2 protein-coding genes and 1 pseudogene are annotated in these 1,720 nt (G+C 71.6%); all 3 read left to right on the forward strand.

Annotated elements, in window-relative coordinates:
- Positions 1–333, forward strand: a 333-nt coding sequence (locus VA603_RS10785) for a DUF4129 domain-containing protein (protein WP_323438819.1), incomplete at its 5' end; no start/stop codon positions are given.
- On the forward strand, positions 330–1,478 hold the full coding sequence (locus tag VA603_RS10790) for a DUF4350 domain-containing protein (RefSeq protein ID WP_323438820.1): 1,149 nt from the start codon (positions 330–332) through the stop codon (positions 1,476–1,478). The genes VA603_RS10785 and VA603_RS10790, both read left to right, overlap by 4 nt.
- Positions 1,475–1,720: pseudogene (locus VA603_RS10795) on the forward strand (hypothetical protein); the annotation flags it as partial. The gene VA603_RS10790 and the pseudogene VA603_RS10795, both read left to right, overlap by 4 nt.

Below are 1,720 nucleotides of genomic sequence, written 5' to 3' on the forward strand. Positions count from 1 at the left end.
GCCCTGCTGGTGCCCGAAGTGCTGCCGCCGGACATCCTGGGCAGCGCGCGCCGCCTGTGGCGCGAAGGCAAGCCGCGTCATGCACTGGCCCTGCTGTACCGCGCCTCGGTGGAGGTGCTGGGCCAGCGTGCCGACATCGTGTTGCCACCCGGCGCCACCGAGGCGCAGTGCCTGCGCGCCTCGCGGCGCATGCCGCAGGAATCCGACCGCACCCTGTTCGCGCGCATGGTGCGCACCTGGCAGTACGCTGCCTATGCCGGCCGCCTGCCCAGCGAGGACGAGTTCGAGGCATTGATGGGTGAACTGCACCGGCAGTACGGGTGGCGCACGTGAGCGCGCGCCTGCGCTACGGGCTGATCGCGGGCATCGGCGTGCTGGTCAGCGCGCTGGTGTTGGCATGGGTGTTCTCCGCCGTCGAACGGCGCAAGGAGGAGATCACCCTGCCCGCCTATGGCGAGCCTACCTACAACCCGCTGTATGCCCTGCGCGAGACCCTGCGCCGCGACGGGCAGAAGGCCGAGTCGCGGCGCCAGCTCGACCTGGCCGACATGAAGCTGCAGCCCGGCGACACCGTGGTGATGCTGGACGACCCGCGCCTGCTCTCGCCGCCGCAGGTCAGCGGCCTGCTCGACTGGGTGCAGTTCGGCGGGCACCTGGTCCTGCAGATGCCCGGGGCCGATGAGGAGCTCGATGGCGACGATGCGGGCCTGCTGGAGCAGCTGGGCGTGGAGACCAGCGAGGTCCCGGCACGCTGCCTGCCATGGCGCGTGAACGGCCAGGAGGAGCACAAGGAGTTCTGCTCCGGCAACCGCTTCACCGTGGATGGCAGCACCCGGGTCGAGCGCCGCTGGGGCGACGGCACGGATGCCACGCTGGCCTGGGCGCGGCTGCGCTACGGCACCGGCCGCATCGACGTGCTGGGCAGCACCGACTTCCTGCGCAACGGGCGCGGCGAATATGAAACCGGCCTGCGCGACATCCCGCACCGCGACCTGGCCCGGCTGGTGCTGGCGCCCAACTACGGCAAGGGCACCACGCACCTGGTCTACGAGATGCAGATGCCGTCGCTGTGGCGGACCCTGCTCAAACAGGGCTGGCCGGTCTGGCTGCCGCTGCTGCTCGCCCTGCTGGCGTGGCTGTGGGCGCGCAGCCAGCGTTTCGGCGCGCTGCAGCCGTCCCCGCGCGGCGACCGCCGCTCGCTGCTGGAGCACGTGCGCGCCTCCGGCGAACACCTGCATCGCTACGGCAAGTCACCGCTGCTGTACGACGCGGTGCGCCAGTCCTTTCTGGCCCGCCTGCGCCGCCGCGCACCGGTGGCCGCGGCCCTGGTTGGCGACGCCCAGGCCCAGGCCATCGCCGATCACCTGCAATGGCCGCTCGCCCGCGTGCAGAGCGCGCTGCAGGTTCCCCCCTCGCGGGACGACAACGCCCTGCGTGAACGCATCCGCCTGCTCATCCAGATGAGAAACCAGCTATGAACGAGACGCCGTTTCCGCCCGCCCTTCCCGGCGAGGCTCCCGCCGCCGCGCCCGCACCTGCCGCGGCACCCGCGCCTGCACCGGGCAACGCCGAGGTGATCGAACGCGTCGAGCGCATCCGCGAAGCCGTCGGTCAGGCCTTCATCGGCCAGGCCGATGTGCTCGAGCAGATCCTGATCGCGCTGTTGGCCGGTGGCCACGTGCTGATCGAAGGCGTGCCCGGCCTGGGCAAGACGCTGCTG

This window comes from Stenotrophomonas capsici (assembly GCF_034961085.1).
Taxonomy (GTDB): domain Bacteria; phylum Pseudomonadota; class Gammaproteobacteria; order Xanthomonadales; family Xanthomonadaceae; genus Stenotrophomonas; species Stenotrophomonas capsici.